Consider the following 23,698-nt stretch of genomic DNA (forward strand, 5'->3'; position numbering starts at 1 on the left):
ACTCCCGGGGGCAGCCCGGCTGAATCAGGAGGCAGACGCTTTTATGGCTTCCACTTCGATGATCCCGATCGCCCCCGAGGGCAACCTCTCCCGCTACCTGCAGGAGATTCGCAAGTTTCCGATGCTGGCGCCGGAGGAGGAGCTGAACCTCGCCAAGCGCTGGCGCGACGACCAGGACGAGGGCGCCGCCCACAAGCTCGTCACCTCGCATCTCCGCCTCGTCGCGAAGATCGCCATGGGCTACCGCGGCTACGGCCTGCCCGTCGGCGAGCTCATCTCGGAGGGCAACGTCGGGATGATGCAGGCGGTCAAGCGCTTCGACCCCGACCGCGGCTTCCGTCTGGCCACCTACGCCATGTGGTGGATCCGCGCGGCCATCCAGGAGTACATCCTGCACTCCTGGTCGCTTGTGAAGATGGGCACCACCGCCGCCCAGAAGAAGCTCTTCTTCAACCTGCGCCGGTTGAAGGGCCAGATGGCCGCGCTCGAGGAGGGCGACCTCAAGCCCGAGCAGGTCGAGAAGATCGCCCGCGTGCTGCAGGTGCCCGAGCAGGACGTGGTGTCGATGAACCGGCGCCTCGCCAGCCCGGACAACAGCCTCAACGCTCCCATCCGCGCCGACAGCGAGGGCGAGTGGCAGGACTGGCTGGTGGACGAGGGCGAGAGCCAGGAGAGCGAGCTGGCCGAGCGCGAGGACATGTCCAACCGCCGCGACCTGCTCAACGGCGCCCTCGGCACGCTGAACGACCGCGAGCGCCACATCCTCATCGAGCGCCGTCTCAAGGACGAGCCCACCACGCTCGAGGAGCTGTCCCAGCAGTACAACATCTCGCGCGAGCGGGTGCGGCAGATCGAGGTGCGCGCCTTCGAGAAGCTGCAGAAGAACATGAAGACCCAGATCGTCGAGCGCCGCCTCGCGGTGACCTGACGACCGGCTTCGATCAGGCGAGGAAGGGGCGGCGGAGCGATCCGCCGCCCCTTCTCTTTTGGCCAGGCCGGCAGTCCCGCCTCGGTCTGCCACGCCGGAAAGCGTCCGCTTGGCAAAGGCTAGGACGGATCGGCACCGCCAAGCTGCGCCAGCGCGTTCCTCAGCGGCAGCTCGGAAAGCCGGAGAAGACCCTCGAAATGGCTGTCCATTTCCAGGATCAGGAACACGGCCCCGCCGATGGCGAGCGATGTCATCAGGAAGGCGCCGACGACGGTGGCGTTCCGTGGCGCGTTCAGGCCGAAGCTGACGAAGATCGCGAAGGTCCAGGTGATCAGCACGGCCAGGATCGTCGGCTGGACATTCGGCCCCTCCTGCTCGATGAGCAGCCACCGCTGCCGCACGAGCGACGAGCTTTGCTGAAGCGCCCCCTGCTGAAGCCAGGTCTGCTGGGGTCCCGCCGGATGCAGAGCATCGATGGCTCCCTGCACCCCGGCCAACAGGTCAGCCGCTGACGGATCGTCGATCCCGACGAAGTTCTCTCCCGGCCTTGGCCAGAGGTCGTGGAGGGTGCGCTCGGTGGTCCGACGCAGCAACATGCGCGCCTCCGCCGCGTCCGCCCCATAGCCCCGCAGCGTGCGGTCGAGCAGGATCGTATCGGCGGCATAGGCGCGCATGTCGTGAGCGGCCGAGTCCGCGCCCGACTTGGCCGTGGCGATCAGGAGCCCGAAGACGAGGGACGCCAGCACGGACACCATGCCCGTCCCGAGCCGGATGACATCCAGCGTCTCCTTGGCGAGGTGATGGGGCGGCAGCACGCGGTGTAGATGCAAGCCCACCACGCCCCCGCTGAAGACGCAGCCGGCGACGATGAGGCTAAGGGCAAGGTCGCTCATGGCCCCTGCCCGAAGTGCCGATCCGCCGAGAACGGGACATTTCGCTCGTCCCGGGCGCCAGTGAGCCCGCTTGACGCCGCCGATCGCGGCGACAACCGCCGGAATGGTCCGACCTGGGGGTCAAGACCCGTGCGACGAGCCGATCGTCGGACAAAGCCTTTCTCCCCTCCCCGGCGACGCCCCGGAGAGGTAACACGCCTTCTTTCCTCGGAGCAGCGTCAGTCCACGACCGCCGGAACCGGGCACGTGCTGTGCCCCGGCCCCCCGTGTCCGCGACGGCGCGGCATGCCGGAGCATGCCGAACGACCTCCCGCCCTGGCCTGCATCCACGACCAAGCCCGACGCCGGCGCGGGGCGGACCGTGCCGGAACCACCTCGGGCGGGCACAGGCGGACGGAGGGCTCCAGGCGACACCCGGCGGCCGACACCTTCGGCCACCTCGGTGCCTCACCCCTCCGACGGATCGGGCCCGCGCGTCGGCCCGGGCGGCCTCGGCAGCTCGAGCGGCCGACCCTCGGCCGCGGCCTGGTAGATCGCCGCCATCAGCTTCTGGTCCTGAAGTCCCTCCTCGCCCGGCGTGTGCGGTCGGCGGTCCGCGAGGATGCAGTCGGAGAAGTGGTCGATCTCCGTCGCGAACTGGTTCTTGTGCTCCATCTTGCGCTGCGTGCGCGCCGTCGCCTCGCCCGCGCGCTGCGAGACGTACATCTGCTGCCCGTTATAGGCGTAGGCGTCGGGCATCTCGACCGTGCCCCGCTCGAAATGCAGCGTCATCGACTTGTCGTTGAACGCGTCGTACTGCGTCAGGCACTGCGCGATCACGCCGGAGGGGAAGCGCAGCGTGAAGGACACGCTCTCCTCGATCCCCGACCAGCGGGGATCGCCGGGCGGCGAGTAGGTGCGCGCGAAGACGTCCACCGGCTCCTCCCCCGTCAGGTAGCGCGTGGCGTTGAGGCAGTAGAGCCCGATATCCGGCAGCGCACCGCCGCCCGCCAGGCGGTGGTTGAAGCGCCACTGCGCCACCTGCCCCTGGGACTGCGTGTTCACCGCCTGGATGGAGCGCAGCTTCCCCAGCTCCCCGCTCCGCACGATCCGGATCGCCTCGCGGTTGTAGGGCTCGTACTGGCAGCGATAGGCGATCATCAGCTTCACCCGCGCCCGCTCGCAGGCGGCCACCATCTCGGCCGCCTCCTCGGGCGTCGTCGCCATCGGCTTCTCGCACAGCACGTGCTTGCCAATGGCCGCGGACCGCACGGTGAACTCGCGGTGCATCGCGTTGGGCAGGCCGATATAGACCGCCCGCACCGCCGGGTTGTCGCGAAGCTTCTCCATCTCCTCGTAGGAATGGACGGCGCTCTCGGGGATGCCGTAGCGCCGCGCCACCTCCCGCGCCTTCTCCGGGCTGCCGCTCACCAGCGCGACGGGCCGGGACTTCTTCGCCTCCCCGAAGGCCGGCAGCGCCTCCTCCACGCTGATGCGCCCGAGGCCGATCAGGGCGTAGCCCACGCGCTCGCCGGGCGGCAGCGGGTTGGCGGTCGGGCCCGAGGGCGTGTCCGCCTCCCCCCGCCAGTTCGGGAAGCGGATCCGCCCCTCCGCGACCCCACCCAGGTCCGTCTCGGTCGGCGCGGGGTAGCCCGGCGCGCCCGCGCCGCCCAGCGCCAGCACGGCGGCGGTCAGCCCGCCCGCCCGCAGCAGCCCGCGTCGGCTCGCCCCATCGGTGTCCTGGGCCATGTCGTTCTCCGGTGTGAAAAGGGGAGCCCGGAGAACGCCCGCCGCCAGGGGCCGTTGCCGCGACCGCCCGGCCCGATACGCCGCGTCCATGCCGCCCATTCCCTACCGCGATTGGCCGCCGGCCCTCCGAAGGGCCAGCTTCACGGCAGAGGAGCCCTCCCATGCCCGACACCCACCCCGCGCCCGCCCCCCGGCGCACCGTCGCCCCCGCCGGCCTGACCATCGGCCACACCCACCTCAAGGTCTCGGACCTCGACCGCGCCCTCGGCTTCTGGCGCGACGTGATCGGGCTGGAGGAGACCGCCCGCTACCCCGGCGCCGCCTTCCTCTCGGCCGGTGGCTACCACCACCACATCGCCCTCAACACTTGGGAGAGCGCGGGCGGCCCGCCCCCGGCGCCGGGCACCACGGGCCTCTACCACGTCGCCCTGCTCTACCCGGACCGCGCCTCCCTCGCCCGCGCGCTCCGCGCCGTGCTCGAGGCCGGCCTCCGCCTCGACGGCGCCTCCGACCACGGCGTGTCGGAAGCCCTCTACCTCCACGACCCCGACGGCAACGGCGTGGAGCTCTACCGCGACCGCCCGCGCGAGGAGTGGCCCCGCAACCCCGACGGGTCCCTCGGCATGTTCACCCGCCGCCTCGACGTGGCGGCGCTCCTCGCCGAGGCCGCGGACTAGAGCGGTCCCGCGAAGCCGGCCGCGGCCCCTTCACGGACGGGCGCGGCGGGCCGGCGCGAGGGTTGGGCGTGCTGGCCGCGACGCTCACCACCAAGGCCTGATCACCACGGCACCCGCCGGAGCCACGGCGCCCCCGTCTCAGTGCGGCGGACGGGTGATCCCCAGGAAGGCGACCACGAAGACGCTCGCCGCCGAATTGCCGAGCGACGGTCCCAGCCCCACGAGAAGGTCGCCCATCGGGGTCAGCGTCACCAGGGATTTCGAACCGAAGACGGACAGCTGCATGACGTGCGGGCTGGCCCCGAGCGAGATCGTGACGCCGAGCTTCTCCGTCGCGTTCGCGTTGAACGGCTGCCGCGGCCCTCGCCCGAAGGTGCCGGGGGCGGGAGGCGGATCGATCGCCAGCCTCCGGTCGCTGAAGAACATGTCGAAGGGCTGGCCCGGGTCGGATTCCAGCCGTGCCGGGTGGAAGCGCGGCCCACCGAAGATGACGCCGCCCGTGGCCTTGTGGAAGACAAGGCTGCCGACGGCGTAGCTCGCGATCCCATTGTCCTGGTTCGACACCATCGACACGTTGATGGTGTCCCCGTCGCCGACCTGGGCGAGTATCTGGTCGAGACTTTGTCCCATCGCGCATGACCTTTTCCAGGCCATCGCTCAACCCGCACCATCGCGGATCGGGCAAACGGCTTACGTCTTGTGAGCCATCCCCGGAATATCCACCCTGCGCCGGGCGGTTCCAACAGAATTCGTCCGCGGGCCCGACGGGCCGCGAAGGCCGACCGCGCGTCAGCCCCGCGCCCGCACGTCCAGCACCGCCCGGGCGAATTCCTCCGGCTTCTCCTGCGGCAGGTTATGCCCGCCCCCGCGCACCACCCGGTGCTCGTGCGGCCCCGTGAAGTGCCGCGCGTGCCCCGCCGTGCCGCGGCCCGCCAGCACGCCGTCGGCGTCCCCGTCCAGCGTCACCGTAGGCACGGGGATGGGCGGCTGGGCCGCCAGGCGGCGCTCGACCGCCGCCACCGCCGGATCGCCCGGCACCAGCCCGAAGCGGTGGCGGTAGGAATGGATCACCACCGCGACGAAGTCCGGGTTGTCGAAGCTCGCAGCCGTCCGCTCGAAGGTGGCCTCGTCGAAGGCCCACTCCGGGGACCAGAGCCGCCACAGCAGCCGGCACAGCCCGCGCCGGTCCCGCTCCAGCCCGGCCCGCCCGCGCTCCGCGTGGAACAGGTACTGGTACCAGAGCTTGCGCTCGTCCTCCGGCGCGACCGGCTCCTGCGCGCGGGCGATGTCCTGCAGGTTGTAGCCGTTCTGCGAGACCAGCCCCGCCACCCGCTCCGGCCAGAGCGCCGTGACGATGCAGGCGGCGCGCCCGCCCCAGTCGTGCCCCGCCAGCACCGCCCGCCCGATCCCCAGCGCGTCCATCAGGTCCATCAAGTCCTGCCCCAGCGCCGCCTGCTCCCCCGAGCGCGGCGTCGCCTCCGACCGGAACCGCGTCCCGCCGTAGCCCCGCAGCCAGGGCACGACCACCCGCGCCCCCGCCGCCGCCAGCACCGGCGCCACGGCGTCGTAGGCGCGGCCGTCATAGGGGAAGCCGTGCATCAGCAGCACGGGCCAGCCGCCGGGGTCCCCGCTCTCCTCGTAGGCGACGCGCAGCGCGCCCGCCTCCACCCACCGCGTCGCCATCCCGCCCCTCCGTCGCCCGGCGCAGGATGGGAAGGCGCCGCGGGGGGAGTCCAGGCCCTCAGAGCATCCGCAGCGCCCGCGGCGGCAGGTACTCGTCCGTGTAGGCGGCCTCCGGCGCCGGCCGGTTCGGCAGGCGGAAGGTGTCCACCGTCGCGTCGATCTGCCGCTTCAGCCGGTCCGCCTCGACGAAGGAGAGCCCGTGCTGGCGCACCTTGTCCGACAGCATCAGCTCGTCGAAGGAGATCTGCTGCCGCTCCGCCTCGATCGCGACATCCGTCAGCGGCTCCCGCGCCTTGAGCATGGCCACGGCCTCGGCCGGGTTTCGCCAGGCCCAGAGCATCCCCTCGGTCAGCGCCGCGACCGCCGCCCGGATCGCCTCCGGCTTCTCCCGCAGCACCGCCCGCGTCGTCACCAGCCCCGAGCCGTAGAAATCGAGCCCGTAGTCCCGGTAGTAGAAGACCCGCTGCTGCGGCCGGTCCATGCCGAGCGCCTTCAGCGACATCGCCGTCGAGGTGACGAAGCCCGTAATGCCGTCCGCCCGCTTCTGCACCAGCATCGGCTCGCGCAGTTCGGGCGAGACGCTCATCCAGTTGATCGAGGCGAGGTCGATCCCCGCCGCGCTCGCGAAGACCGGGAAGATCTGCCGCCCGCCGTCGAACTCCGGCGCCGCCAGCGTCTTGCCGTTGAGCTGCCTCGGCTCGCGGATCGGCCCGTCCATCTGCACCGTCGCCGAGAGCGGGGAGCGGTCGTAGAGGATGGCGACGCAGACCAGCCCGCGGTCCGGGTTCTCCGCCATGAAGCGGAGCTGCGAGGTCAGGTCCCCGAAGCCGAGGTCATAGGTCCCCGCCGCGACGTCCACGGGCACCCGGCCCGAGCCGTAGCCGCGGTTGATCGGCATCTCGAGGTTGTGCTTGCGGAACAGCCCGCCCCGCTCCGCCGCCACGGCGAAGGCGTAGCCGCCGTGGATCACCCAATCGAGGGTGAAGCGCAGCCGGTGCGGCGCCTGCGCCCGCGCCAGCCGCGGCGCGGCCAGCAGCCCCACCCCCATTCCCAGGCCCAGCGTCGCCCGCCGGCCGATCCCCTGCGCCATGCCCTACCCCCGTTCCCGCGGGCGGCCCTCCGCCCGTCATACCGGGATCGGCACGAGCAAGAAGCGGGCCGCCGCGCCCGGGGGCCGGGCGCGCCGCGTCAGGGGAAGGTCACGTCCGCCACGCGGCAGAGATCGATTCCCCGCCGCTCCTCCGCCGAGCGGTCGTCGTACTCCACGCGAACGTCATAGGTGCACTGCCCCGCCGGCAGCCGCACCGCGAAGGTCGCCCCCGGCCGGACCACCGCGTCGCCCAGCCGGTCGTCGCCCCAGTTGCTCTCGGAGCTCGGCGAGGCGCGCAGCACCTGGATCGTCTTGCGCGTCCGGTTCACCAGATTGAAGGACGGGTTGCCCGTCGCCCCCGCGGCGGCCGAGCCCCCCTTGCCGCTGCGGGGCGCCCCCGCCTGCTGGCCGAAGACGACCTCGCTGAGCGGGCAGGTGTCGACCGACCGCCGCTCCTCCGACTGCCCGCCGTCATAGACCACGCGGATGTCGTTCACGCACTGCCCCGCCGGCAGCCGCACGGGGAAGGAGCGCCCGTTGTCGAGCACGTTCTGCCCGAGCATGTCCGGCCCCCAGGCGTTCTGCTGCGAGGACGAGACGTAGAGCTCCTGGATGGTCCGGCCGGAGCGGTTCACGACGTTGAAGCTCGGGTCGTTGTTCGCGCCCCCACCCTGGGCCCAGGCCGGCGCGGCCGCCAGGCCCGCGAGAAGCAGCCCCACCGCCAGGAGCCCCCGGCGCAGCAACAGGATCCGCATCGCCTCTCCAACCCTTTCTCGACCAACGCGCCGATGTTGAACCGCCTGCCGGGCCCGGAACAGGCGAGGCCGCGTGATAAAGGCGTGATCCGTTCCGCGCTCGCGAAGGTCCCGCCGCGGCGCCCGGCCCTGGCACCCCGGTCCTGGCACCCCCGCCCTGGCACCCCCTGCCTCAGAGCCCCGCGCGCATCCGCCCCGGGTTCAGCCGCCCGCCCGGATCCAGCGCCGCCTTCACGCGCGCGGACAGCGCGGCCAGCGCCGGCACCTCCTCGGGGATCACGGGCACGGAGACCCGCATCGGGTCGGGCGCCCGGAACAGGGTGAAGGTCCCCCTTGCGCCGGCCGCCGCCGCCATGACCGCCGAATGCGCCTCCGCCGTCGCCGCGGCCGCCACCCAGACCAGCCCGCCGCCCCAGTCGAGCATCACCCGCGCGCCGATTCGCGCCCGCAGCGCCACCACCACCCCGGGCGCCATCGAGGGCCGCACCGAGACGCGCCACACCGCCTCGCCCGCGGCCGCCGCCAGCGGCGCCGCGTCCCGGATCGCCCGCCAGAGCGCGCGCGACTCCTCGCCCTCCACCACGCGCCCGCCCGGCAGCGCCGCGCCGAGCCGCGCCATGCGGTAGGTGACGGAGGCCTCCACGTCCTCGAGCCGCAGCAGCGCGACCGGCCCGGCGACCCCCGCGGCCGAGGCGCCCTCCGGCAGCATCGCCGCCCCCGTCACGCCGTAGGGGCTCGTCAGCCCCGATGAGAGCGCCGCCACCCCCGCCGCCTCGTCCGCCACGGGCAGCACGAGGGTCGCCGTCCGCTCCCCGGCCGGCCCCACCTTCAGCGTCACCTCGGTGAGCACGCCGAGCGTGCCGTGGCTGCCCGAGAGCAGCTTGCAGAGGTCGAGCCCCGTGACGTTCTTGTGCACCCGCCCGCCGGAGCGCAGCACCTCGCCCTCGCCGTTCACGAAGCGCACGCCCAGCACCAGGTCGCGCAGCGCGAAGCCCACCACGCGCCGCGGGCCCGAGAGGTTGCAGGCCACCGTGCCCCCCAGGCTGCCCGTCGTCGCCTCCCCGCTGCCCAGCAGGGCCCGGAGGTCCGGCGGCTCCGCCCCGATCTGCTGGTTGCGCTCGGCCAGCGCGGCCTCGATCTCGGCCAGCGGCGTGCCGGCGCGCGCGCTGATCACCATCTCCTCGGGCTTGTAGAAGGTGATGCCCGTCAGGTTGCGCAGCGACAGCGTGCGCCCCGCCTGCACCGGCCGCAGCATGGCGGCCTTCGTGCCGCGCCCCTCGAGCGCCAGCGGCACCCCCTCGGCATGGGCCGCCGCCACCGCCGCCGCCACCCCGGCCTCGTCGGCCGGCGCGATCCTGGAACCCGCCTCAGCGCTCATTCTTCGTCGCCCCCCACGCCGCTCGGGCGCGGGCGGAGGCGTCGCGCATCCCCGGGCGCTGCGCAAGCGGCTTGTTGCCGCCCGGCCTAGTGCGGCGCCGGCGCCAGCTTCCCCTCGAGCGGGAACACCTTCGCCGGGTTCAGCAGCCATTCCGGGTCGAAGGCTTCCTTCACCCGCCGCTGCTGGGCGAGCTCCGGCCGGGTGAACTGCACGGGCATGAGGTCGCGCTTCTCCACGCCCACCCCGTGCTCCCCGGTCAGGCAGCCGCCCACCTCGACGCAGAGCTTGAGGATGTCCGCCCCGAAGGTCTCGGCCTTGGCGAAGCTCGCGGGGTCGTTCGCGTCGAACATGATCAGCGGATGCAGGTTCCCGTCCCCCGCGTGGAAGACGTTCGCCACCTTCAGCCCGCAGGCCTCGCTCATCTCGCCGATGCGGCGCAGCACGTGGGGCAGCTCGCTCGTCGGGATGGTGCCGTCCATGCAGAGGTAGTCCGGGCTGATCCGCCCGACCGCCCCGAAGGCGCCCTTGCGCCCCTTCCAGATCGCCATCGACTCCTCGGCGCTCGCCGCCACCCGCATGCTGATGGGATCGAAGCGCTCGCAGATCGCGCGCAGCCGGCCGAGCAGCACGTCCTGCTCCTCGCCGCTGCCCTCGACCTCGATGATCAGCAGCGCTTCGGCATCCAACGGGTAGCCGGCATGGGCGAAGGCCTCGCAGGCGTGGATGCAGGGCTTGTCCATGAATTCCAGCGCCACGGGGATCACGCCCGAGCCCATGATCGCGTCCACCGCCGCCCCCGCGATCTCGGTCGAGCGGAAGGCTGCCAGCATCGCGCGCTGCCCCTCCGCCGCCCGCAGGATGCGCACCGTCACCTCGGTGACGATCCCGATCTGCCCCTCGCTGCCCGTGATCAGCCCGAGCCAGTCGTAGCCCGCGGCGTCGAGATGCCCGCCGCCGATCTCGATCACCTCGCCCTCGATCGTCACGAACTTCACGCCGAGCAGGTTGTTCGCGGTCACGCCGTACTTCAGGCAGTGCGCGCCGCCCGAGTTCATCATCACGTTGCCGCCGATCATGCAGGCAAGCTGGCTCGAGGGATCGGGCGCGTAGAAGAAGCCCTCGCCCTCCACGGCCTTGGTGATGCCGAGGTTGGTCACCCCCGCCTCCACCACCGCGAGCCGGTCGGGGAAGGAGACGTCGAGGATCCGGTTCATCCGCATCAGCCCGATCACCACCGCGTCCGCCAGCGGCAGCGCGCCGCCCGACAGGCTCGTGCCCGCGCCCCGCGGCACCACCCGCACGCCGTTCTCGTGGCAGAAGCGCAGCACCGCCGCGACCTGCTCGGTCGAGGTCGGCAGGGCCACCGCCAGCGGCGGCTGCCGGTAGGCCGAGAGCCCGTCGGTCTCGTAGGGCCGCAGCCGCAGCGCCTCGGTGATCACCCCGTCGCCGGGGATCAGGGCGCACAGCCCGGCCAGGATCTCGTCGCGGCGGGCCATCACGTCGGCCTTGGGCGGGGGAAGGGCGATCATGGCGTTTCCTCGGTTCTCCGGGCCGGGCCCGGCGCGCGTCCGCGGCCCCTCGCGGGCGCCGCATCCTAGCCGAGAATGGCCCCGCCCCGCGAGCCCGCAAGCGCCCCCCGGCCCCGCGCCGCCGGTGGGCCAAGCACGAAAAACCGCCGGGCGTGCCACCCGGCGGCTCCTCGCAACCCGTGAACCGCCCCCGGGCCCGAAGGCCGCGGGCGCGCCTGGCTCAGCCCTGGCGGGCCTTCAGGCGGGGGTTCTTCTTGTTGATCACGTACATGCGGCCGCGGCGGCGAACCAGCACGCAGTTCTTGTCGCGAACCTTGGCAGTCTTGAGCGAGTTGCGGATCTTCATGGTCTGACCTGGTCACGTCGAGGGGCGGGGCGACAACGCCGTCCCCTGGGAAGGCGGCGGTATATGGGCAGGACGGGCGGGGGTCAACCGCCGCCCGCCGCTTCTTTCCGCCCCTCCCGTTCAGCCTCCGGAAACCCCTTCGCCCGCAGGATCGTTCCGCCGCCGGGAGACCCGCCATGCTGGAACGACTCATCCACATCATCCGCCGCCTGCGCTACCGGCCCGAGCGCCGCTACATGCGCGGCGCCGGCCCCCGCTAGCCGCTCCCCCCCGGGAGACTCTCCGGCGGCCCTCCGGCGACCTCGCGCCCCATCAGCGCGAGCCCCTCGGCCACCGAGACGAACTCGCCGCCGCCAAAGATCCTCTCCTCGCCGAAGCGCCGCGCGAAGATCGCGCGCACCGCCGGCACGAGGGAGGTCCCCCCGGTCAGGAACACCCGGTCCACGGCCCCAGGCCCGACGCCGGCATCGGCCAGTGCCCCGTCCACCGCCGCCTCCATGCGGGCGAGGTCGGGGGCGATCCATTCCTCGAACTCCCCCCGCTCGATCGGCGCCTCCACCGCGAAGTCCTCGTGGCGGAAGCGCAGCACGGCCGTCTCCGCCGAGGAGAGCGCCGCCTTGGCCGAGGACACGGCGCGGTAGAGCGCGTAGCCCGCCTCGTCCTCGATCAGCCGGATGAGGTGGCGAAGCCGCTCGGGATGGTCCGCCGTCCGCGCGACCTCGGCGATCTCGCGCAGCGTCCGCGGCCCGCGCATCAGCGGCAGCTGGTGCCAGCGCGCGAAGCTCGTGAACCAGCCGGGCGGCACGGGCAGCGGCTTGCCCATCACCCGGTACTCGCCCCCCTTGCCCAGCCGGGGCGAGATCACGCGGTCGATGATCCGCGTGTCGAAGGCATCCCCGGCCAAGCCCACGCCCGCGTGGCCCAGCGCCGCCACCCGGCGCGGCGGGCCGGGGTCGAAGCGCAGCACCGAGAAGTCGCTCGTCCCGCCCCCGAAGTCGCCCACCAGCACCGTCTCGGGCCGCTCGATCCCGCTCGCGAAGCGCTGCCCGGCCGCGGCCGGCTCCAGCGCCACATCCACCTCGGCCAGCCCCGCCGCCGCGAAGGCGCCGCGCAGCCGCGCCTCCCCGAAATCGTCCTCCGCCCGGTCTCCGACGAAGCGCACGGGCCGCCCGACCACCACCCGCGCCCCCGCCATGGCCGCTCCGAAGGGCGCCAGCAGCTCCCGCAGGAACAGCCCGATCAGCGCCTCCAGCGTGAAGCGCCGCCCGAGGATCCGCGTCTCCGTGAAGCTCCGCTGCGCGAGGTAGCTCTTCATGGACATGACGAGCCGGCTGGCGAGCGGCTCCTCGAGATAGGCCTCGATCGCCGCCGGCCCCGCCGCGTGCCGGGCCGCGCCCCCCACCGGGTCCGCCCAGAAGCAGAGGACGGAGCGGAACACCTCCCCCGTGTCGCGCGCCAGCGTCACCGCCTCCCCGTCGGGGCTGAGGGCGGTGACGACGCTGTTGGTGGTGCCGAAGTCGATGCCGATGACAGGTCGCAAGGCCGGGGCTCCCGCCGGAAGGGCGCGGGTTCAACCCCGTCCGCGCCCCCCTGGCAAGGCCCTCAGGCCACGAGCGAGAGGATCATCCGGACCGCGGTCACGCCGAGGAACGCCGCGAAGGCCCGCTTGAGCGCGAGCGGCGGGATGGCGTGCGCGAGATGCACCCCCCAGGGCGTCGCCAGCATGGAGGTCGGCACGATCAGCAGGCAGCCGAGCAGGTTCACGTAGCCGAGGCTGAAGGGCGGCAGCACCGGGTTGCCCCATCCCGCGAGGACGAAGCCGATCGCCGCCGGGATGGAGATGACGATGCCGAAGGCCGAGGCCGTCGCCACCGCCGAGCGGATGGGGGTCCCGAAGAGGTTCAGCAGCGGCACGCCGACCGTCCCGCCCCCGATCCCCATCATCGCCGAGATCCCGCCGATGAAGAGCCCGACCCCCTGCCGCAGGATCCCCGTCGGGAAGCTCTCCCGCAGCCGGGCGTCCACCCCCGTCAGGCCCATGTTGAGCGCGACCAGCAGCGCGATCGCGGCGAAGACCGCGGTCAGCGTGGACCCCCTCACCCAGATCGCGATCACCGTGCCCACCAGCACGCCGACCACCAGCGAGGGGATCAGCGCGCGCAGCAGCGGCATGTCCATTGCGCCCTTCGCACGGTGCTTGCGCGCCGACTGGATGGAGGTCGGGATGATCGTCGCCAGCGAGGTCCCGACCGCCAGCTTCATCTGGATCGCCTCGGGAATCGCGAAGAAGGGGAAGACGTTGAACAGCACGGGCACGATGACGATGCCCCCGCCCACCCCCAGCAGCCCCGCCAGCGTGCCCGAGACCAGCCCCGTGGCCGCCATCGCCGCGGCCAGCGCCGCGATCCAGACGGGGTCGTGCATGTGCTCCATGGGGATGTCCTGGCCTGCCTCGCGCGGCCCGGGCGCCGCGCCGGGGGCCTGTAGGGCGGAACGGCGCCCCTGTCAGGGGGGGGTACTTGGCCTCGCCGCCGACAAGGGCGCATCATCCGGCCCGTGCCCCTCCTCACCGATCCCTGGTTCTACGCGCTGGCCATCCCGGGCTTCCTGCTCAACGGGATCAGCAAGGGCGGCTTCGCCTCCGGCGCGGGGAACGTGGCCGTGCCCCTCATGGCGCTGGCCGTGCCCGCCCCGCAGGCCATCGGCATCGCGCTGCCCGTCCTCTGCGTGATGGACGTCGCGGGGCTGCGCGCCTGGTGGGGCCGGTGGAGCGGGCGGGAGATGCGCGCCATCCTCCCCGCAGGGCTGCTCGGCCTCGTGCTCGGCATCCTCGCCTTCGGCCTCATCCCCGCGCGCGGGATGAGCCTCCTGCTCGGCGGCATCACCCTCGCCTTCCTCGCCCGCGGCCTCTACCAGCGCTTCCGCGGGGGCTCGCCGCCCCCCGCCCCGCCCAGCGCCGGCAAGGCCTGGTTCTGGGGCGCGACCTCCGGCTTCGCCAGCACCGTCGCCCACACCGGCGGCCCGCCGCTGGCCATCTACCTCTACCCGCTGAAGCTCGACCGCGCGGCGCTGGCCGCCACCACCACCGTCTTCTTCGGGGTGATGAACTACGCCAAGCTCCTGCCCTACTGGGGCCTCGGCCTGCTGGACACGACCAACATCCTCACCAGCCTCGTCCTCATCCCCGCCGCGCCCCTCGGCGTGAACCTCGGCATCTGGCTGCAGAGCCGCATCACCGACCGCGCCTTCTACAACGTGGTCTACGTCCTCCTCGCCCTCACCGGCGCCAAGCTCGTCTGGGACGGGCTGGCCTGACCCCCGGAAGGAAGCCCATGCCCGACCGTATCCTCGGCGTCCTCGGCGGCATGGGGCCGCTCGCCAGCGCCGAGTTCATGCGCCAGCTCACCCTCCTCACCCCCGCCGCGCGCGACCAGGACCACGTCCCCGCCGTCCTCTGGTCCGACCCCCGGGTGCCCGACCGCACGGCCGCCCGCCAGGGCACCGGTCCCGACCCCCTCCTCGCCCTCCTGCGCGGCATCCGGGGCCTGGAGGCCGCCGGCTGCGGCGCCATCGCCATCCCCTGCAACACCGCCCATGGCTGGATCGACGGCATGCGGGCCGCGACCGCCCTTCCCATTCTCCACATCGTCGACGCCGCCGCGGAGGCCCTGCGCGCGGCCGGCATCCCCCCAGGCCCCATAGGCGTGATGGGCACCGCCGCCACCCTCGCCATGGGCCTCTTCCAGGACGGCCTCCAGGCCGGCGGCTGGGAGGTCTCGGTGCCGACCGAGGCGGAGATGGCCCGCCTCGTCACCCCCGGCATCGCGCTGGTGAAGGCCAACCGCGTCGCCGAGTCCCACGCCCCGCTCGCCGAGGCCGCGCAGGCCCTCGCGGCCCGCGGCGCCCGGGCCGTCGTCCTCGGCTGCACGGAGATCCCGCTCGGCATCGCCGCCGGCCCCGCCCAGCCCTTCCCCGTCATCGACACCATCCAGGCCCTGGCGCTCGCCTCCATCCGCTGGGCCCAGGGCGAGAGGGGCTGAAACTTCGCTTGCCCGTCTATTTTATCCAATCTACGTTCCGGGCTCCGAGCAGAGGGGCCCTAAGATGGCGAAGATCGGCTGGCAGGGCGTCTTCCCCGCCGTCACCACCCAGTTCCGCGAGGACTTCAGCCTCGACCTCGCCGCCACCCACACGGTGATCGGCAACCTCGTCCGCGACGGCGTCTCCGGCCTGATCGTCTGCGGCACGGTCGGCGAGAACACCGCCCTCTCCCTCGCCGAGAAGGTGCAGGTGATGGAGGCCGCGAAGGACGCCGCCGCCGGCCGCGTCCCCGTCATCGCGGGCATCGCCGAGTTCACCACCGCCTTCGCCAAGGACACCGCGCGCGAGGCCGCCCGCATCGGCGTCAACGGCGTGATGGTGATGCCCGCCCTCGTCTACTCCGCGAAGCCCCACGAGACCGCCGCCCATTTCCGCGGCGTAGCCTCGGCCACCGACCTGCCGGTCATGGTCTACAACAACCCGCCCATCTACAAGAACGACGTCACCCCCGACATCCTGGCCATGCTCGCCGATGTCGAGACGATCGTCTGCTTCAAGGAATCCTCCGGCGACACCCGCCGCTTCACCGACCTCCGCAACCTCGTCGGCGACCGCTTCACCCTCTTCGCGGGCCTCGACGACGTTGTGGTCGAAAGCGTGCTCATGGGCGCCGAGGGCTGGGTGTCGGGCATGTCCAACGCCTTCCCGGTGGAGGGCGAGACCCTCTTCCGCCTGGCGCGCGAGGGCCGCATGGCCGAGCTCATGCCGATCTACGAGTGGTTCATGCCCCTCCTCCACCTCGACGCCCGCCCCGACCTCGTCCAGTGCATCAAGCTCTGCGAGGCCATCATGGGCCGCGGCTCCGCCATCACCCGCCCGCCCCGCCTCGCCCTGCCCGAGGCCGAGCGCGCCGCCGTGGAGGCGATGATGCGGACGGCCCTGGCGAAGCGCCCGGCCCTCCCCGATGTCGGCCTGAAGATCGCGGCCTGATCCGCGCGGCAAGAGCCCAGAGAAGCGAACACACGGCACCCCCACCCACGAGGACCAACCGATGACCCCCACCCGTCGCCACCTCCTCGCCGGGGGTGCCGCCCTGGCCGCCGGCGGCATGCCCTATGTCGGCCCCGCCCGCGCGCAGGCCGCGGCGCCGCTCCGCTTTATCCCGTCCACGCCGCTGCCCTCGCTCGACCCCATCGTCGCCACCAGCTACGTCATCCGCAACCACGGCTACCTCATCTACGACACGCTCTTCGCGACGGACGAGAACTTCGCGATCAAGCCCCAGATGGTGCAGTCCTGGGAGAGCGCGCCGGACGGCCTGAAATGGACCTTCCACCTCCGCGACGGCCTCGTCTTCCACGACAACCAGCCGGTGCGCGCGGCAGACTGCATCGCCTCCATCCGCCGCTGGTCCGCGCGCGACGCCTTCGGCCAGACCTTCGCCACCTTCGTCGACGGCTATGACGCGGTGGACGCCCGCACCTTCGCCATCCGCCTCAAGCGCCCCTTCCCGCAGATCACGGCGGCCCTCGGCAAGCTCTCCTCCAACGTGCCCTTCATCATGCCCGAGCGGGTCGCGAGCACGGACCCGTCGCGCAACATCACGGAGGCCATCGGCTCCGGCCCCTGGCGCTTCCAGGCCGCGCAATGGGTTCCCGGCCAGAACGCGGTCTACGAACGCTTCGCCGCCTACCGCCCGCGCGAGGAGGCCCCCTCCTGGGCCGCCGGCGGCAAGGTCGCGAAGATCGACCGCATCGAGTGGCTGGCGCTGACCGAGCCGGCCGCCGCCGTCGGCGCCATGATCCAGGGCGAGGTGGACTGGTACGAGCAGCCGCCCGTGGACCTGCTGCCCGTCCTCAAGCGCGACCGCAACATCGCGATCCAGAACGTGCCGCTCGGCCTCATCCTGCTGATGCGCTTCAACCACACGCAGCCGCCCTTCAACAACCCGAAGGTGCGCCAGGCCGTGCTGGCCGCGATGCGCCAGGACGACTACATGCAGGCCGTCGTCGGCAACCCCGAATACTACACGGAGGCGAAGACCTTCTTCACCGCGGGCTCGCCGATGTCGTCCGGCGCCGGCGGCGCGGAGGCCATGCCGGGCGACCTCAACCGCGCCAAGGCCCTGCTGCGCGCCTCCGGCTACGCGAACGAGAAGGTCGTGCTGCTCGCCGCCGCCGACCAGCCCATCGCCTACAACCAGTGCCTCGTCACGCAACAGCTCCTCAAGAACCTCGGCATGAACGTGGAGCTCGTCTCCACGGACTGGGCGAGCTTCATCGGCCGCCGCGCCAACCGCGGCGGCGTCGACGCCGGCGGCTGGTCGGTCTTCCACACCCTCTGGTCCGGGGCCGACACGCTGAACCCCGCGCTGCACCCGCTCATCCGCGCCAACGGCGCCACCGCCTGGTTCGGGTGGCCGGAGGACCCGGAGCTCGAATCGCTCCGCGAGGAGTGGATCGGCAGCGACGACCCGATCACCCAGAAGACCCTCGCCGCCCGCATCGAGCGCCGCGCCTTCGAGACCGTGCCCTATGCCCCCGCGGGCAAGGTCGAGCAGCCCATGGCCTACCGGAAGAACCTCGCGGGCATGGTCCTCTCGCCCGTGCAGTTCTTCTGGAACATGGAAAAGAAGTAGGACTCGCCACGAGAGAAGCGGGGCACGAGGCCCCGCTTCCCGACCCGCCGCGGCGAACGGCCCCTACTTCGCCAGGGCCGGCGCCCCCCGCTCGCTGCAGGCCCAGCCATGCGAGTGGACGAGGCCGTCGTCGTGGTCCACCGGCTCGCCCCCGATGCGCGGCGTCGGGCCGTGGTCGTCGTGGAACTGCGCCGCCTCGGTCGAGGTCTTCAGCGCCGTGGTGGAGGACTGCCCGCCGCTCGCGGCCGTCGCCACCGCGTCGAAGTAGCCCACCCCCACCTCGCGCTGGTGGCGGGTCGCCGTGTAGCCGTCCGCCTCGGAGGCGAACTCCGCCTGCTGCAGCTCGGAGTAGGCGGCCATGCCGCGCTCGCGGTAGCCCTTGGCGAGCGTGAACATCGAGTGGTTCAGGCTGTGGAAGCCGGCCAGCGTGATGAACTGGAACTTGTAGCCCATCGCCGCGATCTCGGCCTGGAACTTCGCGGCCGCCGCCTCGCCCATCTTCCGCTTCCAGTTGAAGCTCGGCGAGCAGTTGTAGGCGAGCAGCTTGCCCGGGAACTCCTTGTGAATGGCCTCCGCGAAGCGGCGCGCGTCGTCGAGGTCGGGGTCGGAGGTCTCCCACCACAGCAGGTCCGCGTAGGGCGCGTAGGCGAGGCCGCGCGCGATCGCGTAGTCCTTGCCCACCCCCGGCTTGATCCGGAAGAAGCCCTCCGGCGTGCGCTCGCCGCTGATGAAGGGCCGGTCGCGCTCGTCCACGTCGCTGGTGAGGAGCTGCGCGCTCTCGGCATCCGTCCGGCACAGCAGCACCGTCGACACGCCCTCCACGTCGGCCGCCAGCCGCGCCGCGTTCAGCGTGCGGATGTGCTGGGAGATCGGCACCAGCACCTTGCCGCCGAGATGCCCGCACTTCTTCTCGGAGGCGAGCTGGTCCTCGAAGTGCACGCCCGCCGCGCCCGCCTCGATCATCGCCCGCATCAGCTCGTAGGCGTTCAGCGGCCCGCCGAAGCCGGCCTCGGCGTCGGCGATGATCGGCGCCATCCAGTGGGTGGTGTCGCCGCCCTCCTGGGTCGCGATCTGGTCGGCCCGGCGCAGCGCCGAATTGATGCGCTTGATCACCTTCGGCACGGAGTCGACGGAGTAGAGGGACTGGTCCGGGTACATCTCGCCGTTCGAGTTGGCGTCCGCCGCCACCTGCCAGCCCGAGAGGTAGATCGCCTTCAGCCCGGCCTTCACCTGCTGCAGCGCCTGGTTGCCCGTCAGCGCGCCGAGCGTCGGCACGAAGGGCTCGCTGTGCAGCAGCCGCCAGAGCCGCTCGGCGCCCATCTCGGCCAGCGTGTGGCGGATCCGGAAGGAGCCCGAGAGGCGCTCGACATCGGCCGGGCCGTAGTCGCGGCGGATGCCGTCGAAGCGGCCCGGCGAGGCCCCGTGGCCGGTGCCGGAGCCGTCGGGGGAGAAGGTGGGAGTGGTCTGGTTGCGCATCGCTTGCTCTCCTGCAGTGGGTGAATGATTGACATTGCAGCGCGAGAAAGCGAGCCTCGGCGGCGCTTCACACCCCGTAAACCCGTGGCGTGCTTCACCCTTCCCCTCCTTTTTGCGTAAAGGCTGTAAATCTTGGCGCGTCCCATGATCGGCCGGGTGGTCCGGCGCCTGCGGCAGGAACGCGGCATCACCCAGGCGGCGCTGGCCACCCGGCTCGGCATCTCCGCGAGCTACATGAACCTCATCGAGGCCGACCAGCGCGCCATCACGGCCAGCCTCGTCTTCAAGATCGCCGACGCCCTCTCGGTCGACCTCGCCCTCCTCTCCGGCCAGGCGGAGGGCCGCATCGAGGCGGGTCTGCGCGAGGTCTTCCGCGACCCGCTCCTCGGCGCCGAAGCCGTGCCGGAGGAGCAGGCCGCCGCCCTCGCCTCCGCCGCCCCCGACGCCGCCCGCGCGGTCCTCGCCCTCTGGCGCGCCTGGCGTGTCGCGCGCGAGGACTCGGCCGGCCTCTCCCTCCCCTCCGGCCGCCGCCTGCTCCTCCCCGGCGAGGAGGCGCGCGACGCCTTCCACGACGCCGCCAACCACTTCCCCTCCCTCGAGGAAGCCGCCGAGGCCCTCCGCGCCGCCCTGGCCGAGCCCGCGCCCCAGGCGCTCGACCACGCCCTGGCCGAGCGCCTGCGCGCGCATCACGGCCTCGCCGTCACCGTCGGCGTGCTGCCGGGCGCGGCGCTCCGCCGCTACGAGGCCGCGACCGCCCAGCTCACCCTCAGCGAGACGCTGCCGCGCGAGAGCCGCTCCTTCCACCTCGCCTTCACCCTCGCCCTGCTCGAGGCGCGCGAGGCCGTGGAGCGCGTCATCGCGGCCATCGGCCCCACCACGGACGAGGCCGCGGGCATGCTCCGCATCGGGCTGCTGAACTACGTCGCGGCCGCGGTCATGCTCCCCTACGCGCCCTTCCTCGCCGCAGCCCGCGCGCTCCGCCACGACGTCACGGCCCTCTCGGCCCGCTTCGCCGCCTCCTACGAGCAGACCTGCCACCGCCTCTCGACGCTCCAGCGGGAGGGCGCGCGCGGCGTGCCCTTCTTCTTCCTCCGCGTGGACCCCGCGGGGAACGTCTCCAAGCGCTTCTCCGCCGCCGGCTTCCCCTTCGCCCGCGGCGGCGGCTCCTGCCCGCGCTGGATCCCTCACGCGGCCTTCGCCACCCCCGGCCGCATCGTCGTGCAGGTGGCCGAGTTGCCGGACGGCGCCGAGTTCCTCTGCTTCGCCCGCACGGTCGAGCACCCCGCCACCCGATGGGGCGAGCCTGCGCCGGTGCAGGTCGTCGCCATGGGCTGCGCCATCGGCCGCGCCGCGGAGGTCTGCTACGCCGACGGGCTGGACCTCGCCTCCGCCAAGGTCGGCATCGGCCTCTCCTGCCGCCTCTGCGACCGGCCGGACTGCCGCTCCCGCGCCTTCCCGCCGCTCGAGCACCGCCTGCTGCTCGACCCCGCCTCGGCCGGCGCGCCCTTCGTCTTCTCCCGCCCGGGGGCGCCGGCCTGACGCGAGGCGCCCTGGGCCGCCCGTTCAGACCGAGAGCGCGACCCGCGCCTGCACGAGCGCCGCCGCCGCGACGGCGCCCGCCGCGACCACCCGGGCCGTCCTCTGGCGCCGCCCCACCGCCCGCATGACCCGGGGATGGGAGAGGAGCGCGCCGACGACGAGGAAGAACAGGAAGGCCGTGGCCGGGACGAGCAGCGCGAGGGCCGCCCGGCCCGCGTGGTCCAGCGACCGGTGCGCGAGCATGTAGCCCGCGAAGAAGGTGGCGGTGAGCGGGTTCGTGACCCCGACGCAGAACCCGGCGCCGAGTGACGCGAGCCCGCCGGCCCGCCCGGGGGCAGCGGCGCCGGGCGGGGCCGCGCGCAGGACCGGCCGCAGGATCTGCCCGGCGACCAGCAGCAGCAGGACGCAGCCCGCCAGGTGCCCCGCCGCGGCCCAGCGGCCGGAGACGAGGACCTCCCCCGCTCCGGCCACCAGCGCCATGGCCGCGGCGAGGGTCCCCGCCCCCGCGGCGACGCCGGCGCAGACGGGGATCGCCCCGCCGAGGCCGCGGATGGCGGCGATCCCGCCGATCGCCGCCATGTTCGGGCCGGGCACCGCGAGCACGAGAAGATAGGCCGGCAGGAAGGCGGCCAGCACGTCCATCAGCGGCTCGGCCGCCTCCTCCAGCGCTTCCGGCATGGCGCCTAGCGCTTGGCGTCGGAGGCCGCGGGCGCGCTCCCGCCGCTGACGCGGTAGCCGTAGGTGTCGTGCTCCGCGTCGCCGGTTGAGGCGCCGACGAAGGCGGCCTCCCGCTCGAACTCGGGCGAGGGCGTCGCGAAGGAGGGCGCGGGGCTCAGCCCGACGTCCTTCTCGTCCGACTGGGTTTCCGGCACCGGGGCGCGCGCCGGCTCCGGCCCGGCCGCGCGGCCCGCCCCCGGCGCCGCAGCCGCGAGGGCAAGGATGAGGGCACCCCGGAAAAGGGCGCGAAGGAACGGGCGCATACGACCTCCCTGACTTTCTGTTCTGGCGAGATGTCTGGACGACCTTGGCCGCCGCGCGTCGCTTCCGGCCGGGCGCGCGGCAGGCGGTGCGCCCCGGGGCACCCGCCGCCGGCGATGCTGCGGCAGGCCCACCGCGAGCCGACAGAGAAAGATCGGTAAATCGAAAAGACGTGATCGGAAGTCAGGAGGACGCGCGCCCTCCTCCTTCATTTGAAGGAGACAAGTATTCGCTCAGTGAAACGCCGAGTCCGTCCAGGGCCATTCACCGCGCTTCTTGGGGCCCGCCGCGCCCGGCTCAGTCGCCGAGCCTCGCCGGCCTCAGTCCCCGGAGGCCAGCTTCAGCCCCACCAGCCCCGCCAGGATCAGCGCCGCCGAGGCCAGCCGCAGCGGCGTCGCCGCCTCGCCCAGCACGGCGATGCCCACCAGGAAGGCGCCGAGCGCGCCGATCCCCGTCCAGATGGCGTAGGCGGTGCCGAGCGGCAGGCTGCGCATGGCCAACCCCAGCAGCCCGACGCTGGCGGCCATGCCGAGCACGGTCACGGCGGACCATCCCGGGCGCGAGAACCCCTCCGACGCCTTCATGCCGAAGGCCCAGACGATCTCGAGAAGCCCCGCGAGGATGAGGTAGACCCAGGCCATCGGCGTGCCCCCAGGGACGGGGCCGGCCCGTCCCGGCGGAAAGGCCACGAGCCCGGGGCCGTCCCCGGGCGGGAAAACCGCGCGGCTCAGGCCGCGCCGGAAACGCTCAGTCGCACTGAACGCTCAGTCGCACTCGCAGCCGGCCGTCGGGCCGGTGTCGGCGCGCACGACGTGGTGGTCGATCCATTCCGCCACCAGCCGCCGCGCCTCGGCGATCGTCGCCTCGGGGTGGTGGATGCGGTAGAGCGACGTGCAGGCCCCGAAGGCGCTGTAGTCGTTCGTCCCGACGTCGCGCAGCTCGCGATAGGCGGTCACCACGGCGCGCTCGCAATTGCGGGCGATGTAGCTGTAGTCCTGCCCCATCGGGTCAAACCCCATCCCAGTTGCGCAGTTGTTGAGAATTACTCGCAACCGCTGGACGAGTTATAGCGACACCTGTATAGACGTTCAAGTGTGCCCTGCCCGGCGGCGGCGAAACCCCCGCCCGGCGGCCTCAGAACCCGGCCGCGACCGCCCGCCCCACCGCCGCCAGCGCCGCGTCCCGCCCCGCCGGCGCCGCCGGGGACTCGGTCAGGTAGGCCGCGACGAGCACCGGCGCCCGGCCCGGCGGCCAGACCACCGCCACGTCATTGCTCGTGCCGTGCCCGGCGGCGCCGGTCTTGTCCCCGCAGGCCCAGCCCGGGGGCAACCCCGCGCGGATTTTCGCGTCGCCCGTGCGGCTGCCGACCATCCACCCCACCAGCAAGTCCCGCATCGGGCCCGACAAGACCTCCCCCACCAGCAGCCGCTCGAGGCTCAGCAGCATGGCCGCGGGCGTCGTGGTGTCCCGCGGGTCGCCCGGCCGCCCCTCGCCGAGCGCGGTCTCCCACCGGTCCAGCCGGAACCCCTCGTCCCCCCAGCCGCGCGCGGCCCGCGTCAGCCCCTCGGGCCCGCCGACGGAGGGCAGCAGGAGGTTGGCCGCGGGGTTGTCGCTCCAGACCATCGTCGCCTCGAGAAGCTCGCGGACCGACATTCCCTCGGGCCCGACCCGGCGCCCCGTCACCGGCGCGTGGTCCACGAGGTCCGCGGCCGCGATGGGCACCCGCCGGTCCAGCCCCTCCCGCCCCGCCTCCACCCTCTGCAGCACGGCGGCCGCGAGGAGGAGCTTGAAGGTGCTCGCGACCGGGAACCGCTCCCCGCCGCGCCAGGCCGCCCGCGCGCCCGTGCCCGTGTCGAGCACGGCGACGCCGAGCCGCCCCCCGGCCTCCCGCTCGGCCGCCCGCACCGCCGCCTCGAAGCCCCCTGCCGCTCCGGGCGCCGGCCCGGCCGCGACGCCCGCCGCCGCCAGCACCGCCCCGCCGAGCAGGCCCCGCCGTTGCAGCACGGGCCGTTGCAACAC

24 protein-coding genes are annotated in these 23,698 nt (G+C 73.1%); 7 read left to right on the forward strand and 17 right to left on the reverse strand.

Annotated elements, in window-relative coordinates:
• Nucleotides 1-43: 43 nt before the first annotated feature.
• Nucleotides 44-928 (forward strand): RNA polymerase sigma factor RpoH, encoded by an 885-nt coding sequence (gene rpoH, locus EAH89_RS19730; RefSeq protein ID WP_194152350.1) that lies wholly within the window; start codon nt 44-46, stop codon nt 926-928.
• Between the two features lie 119 nt (nt 929-1,047).
• Here the strand turns inward: rpoH and EAH89_RS19735 are convergent, their stop codons facing one another.
• Entirely contained in the window at nt 1,048-1,821 is a 774-nt protein-coding gene (locus tag EAH89_RS19735) for a bestrophin-like domain (protein ID WP_140885431.1), read from the reverse strand.
• A gap of 447 nt (nt 1,822-2,268) precedes the next feature.
• On the reverse strand, nt 2,269-3,549 hold the full coding sequence (locus tag EAH89_RS19740) for a Gfo/Idh/MocA family protein (protein ID WP_140885432.1): 1,281 nt from the start codon (nt 3,547-3,549) through the stop codon (nt 2,269-2,271).
• A gap of 161 nt (nt 3,550-3,710) precedes the next feature.
• Between EAH89_RS19740 and EAH89_RS19745 the strand changes: the two genes are divergently transcribed.
• Nucleotides 3,711-4,226: a VOC family protein gene (locus EAH89_RS19745; protein WP_140885433.1), complete on the forward strand. Its 516-nt coding sequence runs from the start codon at nt 3,711-3,713 to the stop codon at nt 4,224-4,226.
• Between the two features lie 138 nt (nt 4,227-4,364).
• On the opposite strand, the gene EAH89_RS19750 is transcribed toward EAH89_RS19745, so the two are convergent.
• The 9 genes from EAH89_RS19750 to EAH89_RS19790 form a co-directional block, all read right to left on the reverse strand.
• A complete protein-coding gene (locus EAH89_RS19750) occupies nt 4,365-4,856 on the reverse strand; it encodes a hypothetical protein (RefSeq protein ID WP_140885434.1) in 492 nt (163 codons plus the stop codon).
• Between the two features lie 159 nt (nt 4,857-5,015).
• Nucleotides 5,016-5,909: an alpha/beta fold hydrolase gene (locus EAH89_RS19755; protein ID WP_140885435.1), complete on the reverse strand. Its 894-nt coding sequence runs from the start codon at nt 5,907-5,909 to the stop codon at nt 5,016-5,018.
• A gap of 58 nt (nt 5,910-5,967) precedes the next feature.
• Nucleotides 5,968-6,999 (reverse strand): ABC transporter substrate-binding protein, encoded by a 1,032-nt coding sequence (locus EAH89_RS19760; RefSeq protein ID WP_140885436.1) that lies wholly within the window; start codon nt 6,997-6,999, stop codon nt 5,968-5,970.
• A gap of 98 nt (nt 7,000-7,097) precedes the next feature.
• A complete protein-coding gene (locus EAH89_RS19765; RefSeq protein ID WP_140885437.1) occupies nt 7,098-7,754 on the reverse strand; it encodes a hypothetical protein in 657 nt (218 codons plus the stop codon).
• Between the two features lie 172 nt (nt 7,755-7,926).
• Nucleotides 7,927-9,132, reverse strand: coding sequence for an FAD-binding protein (locus tag EAH89_RS19770; protein WP_140885438.1), 1,206 nt, complete (start codon nt 9,130-9,132; stop codon nt 7,927-7,929).
• Nucleotides 9,133-9,218: 86 nt separating this feature from the next.
• Nucleotides 9,219-10,661, reverse strand: a complete 1,443-nt coding sequence (locus EAH89_RS19775) for an FAD-linked oxidase C-terminal domain-containing protein (protein WP_140885439.1) — start codon at nt 10,659-10,661, stop codon at nt 9,219-9,221.
• Between the two features lie 220 nt (nt 10,662-10,881).
• Nucleotides 10,882-11,007: a type B 50S ribosomal protein L36 gene (gene ykgO, locus EAH89_RS19780; protein WP_140885440.1), complete on the reverse strand. Its 126-nt coding sequence runs from the start codon at nt 11,005-11,007 to the stop codon at nt 10,882-10,884.
• A 256-nt stretch (nt 11,008-11,263) separates the two neighbouring features.
• Nucleotides 11,264-12,547, reverse strand: coding sequence for an Hsp70 family protein (locus tag EAH89_RS19785; RefSeq protein ID WP_140885441.1), 1,284 nt, complete (start codon nt 12,545-12,547; stop codon nt 11,264-11,266).
• Nucleotides 12,548-12,609: 62 nt separating this feature from the next.
• Nucleotides 12,610-13,440, reverse strand: a complete 831-nt coding sequence (locus tag EAH89_RS19790) for a sulfite exporter TauE/SafE family protein (RefSeq protein ID WP_162861325.1) — start codon at nt 13,438-13,440, stop codon at nt 12,610-12,612.
• Nucleotides 13,441-13,563: 123 nt separating this feature from the next.
• Between EAH89_RS19790 and EAH89_RS19795 the strand changes: the two genes are divergently transcribed.
• From EAH89_RS19795 to EAH89_RS19810, 4 genes are all read left to right on the forward strand, one after another.
• Nucleotides 13,564-14,322 (forward strand): sulfite exporter TauE/SafE family protein, encoded by a 759-nt coding sequence (locus EAH89_RS19795; protein ID WP_140885442.1) that lies wholly within the window; start codon nt 13,564-13,566, stop codon nt 14,320-14,322.
• Nucleotides 14,323-14,339: 17 nt separating this feature from the next.
• A complete protein-coding gene (gene cuyB / locus EAH89_RS19800) occupies nt 14,340-15,047 on the forward strand; it encodes a cysteate racemase (RefSeq protein WP_140885443.1) in 708 nt (235 codons plus the stop codon).
• Nucleotides 15,048-15,111: 64 nt separating this feature from the next.
• Complete coding sequence (locus tag EAH89_RS19805; RefSeq protein WP_140885444.1) at nt 15,112-16,038, forward strand: dihydrodipicolinate synthase family protein; 927 nt, start codon at nt 15,112-15,114, stop codon at nt 16,036-16,038.
• 61 nt (nt 16,039-16,099) lie between these two features.
• Nucleotides 16,100-17,686, forward strand: coding sequence for an ABC transporter substrate-binding protein (locus EAH89_RS19810; protein ID WP_140885445.1), 1,587 nt, complete (start codon nt 16,100-16,102; stop codon nt 17,684-17,686).
• 63 nt (nt 17,687-17,749) lie between these two features.
• Here EAH89_RS19810 and aceA read toward each other — a convergent pair whose 3' ends face one another.
• Nucleotides 17,750-19,162, reverse strand: a complete 1,413-nt coding sequence (gene aceA / locus EAH89_RS19815; RefSeq protein ID WP_140885446.1) for an isocitrate lyase — start codon at nt 19,160-19,162, stop codon at nt 17,750-17,752.
• Between the two features lie 132 nt (nt 19,163-19,294).
• On the opposite strand from aceA, the gene EAH89_RS19820 reads away from it, so the two are divergent.
• Complete coding sequence (locus EAH89_RS19820; RefSeq protein WP_140885447.1) at nt 19,295-20,701, forward strand: helix-turn-helix domain-containing protein; 1,407 nt, start codon at nt 19,295-19,297, stop codon at nt 20,699-20,701.
• Nucleotides 20,702-20,725: 24 nt separating this feature from the next.
• Here EAH89_RS19820 and EAH89_RS31435 read toward each other — a convergent pair whose 3' ends face one another.
• The 5 genes from EAH89_RS31435 to bla all read right to left on the reverse strand — a co-directional run bounded on the left by EAH89_RS31435 (nt 20,726) and on the right by bla (nt 23,683).
• Nucleotides 20,726-21,379: a hypothetical protein gene (locus EAH89_RS31435; RefSeq protein WP_161993690.1), complete on the reverse strand. Its 654-nt coding sequence runs from the start codon at nt 21,377-21,379 to the stop codon at nt 20,726-20,728.
• Nucleotides 21,380-21,384: 5 nt separating this feature from the next.
• Nucleotides 21,385-21,681 carry a hypothetical protein gene (locus tag EAH89_RS19830; protein WP_140885448.1) on the reverse strand — a complete coding sequence of 99 codons (297 nt, stop codon included), beginning with the start codon at nt 21,679-21,681 and terminating at the stop codon, nt 21,385-21,387.
• Between the two features lie 318 nt (nt 21,682-21,999).
• Complete coding sequence (locus EAH89_RS19835; protein ID WP_140885449.1) at nt 22,000-22,320, reverse strand: DMT family transporter; 321 nt, start codon at nt 22,318-22,320, stop codon at nt 22,000-22,002.
• 123 nt (nt 22,321-22,443) lie between these two features.
• Nucleotides 22,444-22,683 (reverse strand): hypothetical protein, encoded by a 240-nt coding sequence (locus EAH89_RS19840; RefSeq protein ID WP_140885477.1) that lies wholly within the window; start codon nt 22,681-22,683, stop codon nt 22,444-22,446.
• A 130-nt stretch (nt 22,684-22,813) separates the two neighbouring features.
• Nucleotides 22,814-23,683: a class A beta-lactamase gene (gene bla, locus EAH89_RS19845; protein WP_140885450.1), complete on the reverse strand. Its 870-nt coding sequence runs from the start codon at nt 23,681-23,683 to the stop codon at nt 22,814-22,816.
• Nucleotides 23,684-23,698 lie beyond the last annotated feature (15 nt).

This window comes from Muricoccus nepalensis (assembly GCF_006438825.1).
Lineage (GTDB): Bacteria > Pseudomonadota > Alphaproteobacteria > Acetobacterales > Acetobacteraceae > Roseomonas > Roseomonas nepalensis.